This window comes from Pseudomonas sp. AD21 (genome assembly GCF_002878485.1).
Lineage (GTDB): Bacteria > Pseudomonadota > Gammaproteobacteria > Pseudomonadales > Pseudomonadaceae > Aquipseudomonas.
Genome location: NZ_NQYG01000132.1, coordinates 1 through 1,113, shown reverse-complemented (window position 1 = coordinate 1,113; position 1,113 = coordinate 1). Strand labels below are relative to the sequence as shown.

Below are 1,113 nucleotides of genomic sequence, written 5' to 3'. Positions count from 1 at the left end.
GCTGAAGGTGGCACCGTCACTTACACCGCCACCGTTGGCGCGCCTGTGACCGGTTCGCCGGTGACCGTGACCCTGGCGAACGGCCAGACCATCACCATCGAAGTCGGCAAAACCACCGGCACCGTGACCACCACCGCACCGAACGATGCGCTGAACGGTCATGAGCCGCTGAACAACTCGATCACCAATGTCAGCGGCGGCAACTACGAAAACCTCGTGGCCGACAAAACGCCGGTCAGCACCACCGTGACCGACACCGTCGACACCACCAACCTGTCGCTGACCGCCACTCCGGCGGTGAACGAAGGCGGCCAGATCACCTACACCGCCACCCTGACCAACGCCGCCGGCACCCCGGTGACCGTGACCCTGAGCAATGGCTCGGTGATCACCATCGAAGCCGGCAAAACTTCCGGCACCGTGACCGTCGATGCGCCGAAGGATGACGTCTACAAGGACGCCGGCACCGTTGAAGCAACCATCAAGGGCGCGACCGGTGGCGACTTCGAAAACCTGGTGACCAGCAACACCCCGGCCGTGACCACCGTCAACGACACCATCGACACCTCCACCGTGTCGCTGACCGCCACCGCCAACGTCGCCGAAGGCGAAACCGTGGTTTACACCGCAAGCGTGACCGCGCCAGTAACCGGCTCGCCTGTTGTGGTCACCCTGTCCAACGGACAGACCATCACCATCGCCGTCGGTGAGACCACCGGCAGCGTGAATTTCGTTGCGCCGAACAGCCCATTGGCGGGCGGCAGCTCGCTGAGCGTCGCCATCGACAAGGTTGCCGGCGGCAATTATGAAAACCTGGTGGCCGACAAGACACCGGCGAACACCTCGGTGTCGGACACTGTCGACACTACCAACCTGAACCTGACCGCCAGCGACTCCGTTGCAGAAGGTGGCTCGATCGTCTACACCGCGACCCTGACCAACCCGGCCGGGACTCCGGTGACCGTGACTCTGTCCAACGGCGCGGTGATCACCATCGAAGCCGGTAAAACCTCGGGCACCGTGACCGTTCCAGCTCCGGCTGACGACGTGTACAAAGACGCGGGTAAAGTCGAAGCGACCATTTCGACTGCCACCGGTGGCAACTTCGAGAAC

Annotated in this window: 1 protein-coding gene; it reads left to right on the top strand. The window is 63.3% G+C overall.

What is annotated here, in order from left to right:
• A partial coding sequence (locus PseAD21_RS29320; RefSeq protein WP_178082185.1) for an immunoglobulin-like domain-containing protein occupies nucleotides 1-1,113 on the top strand: 1,113 nt, incomplete at both ends.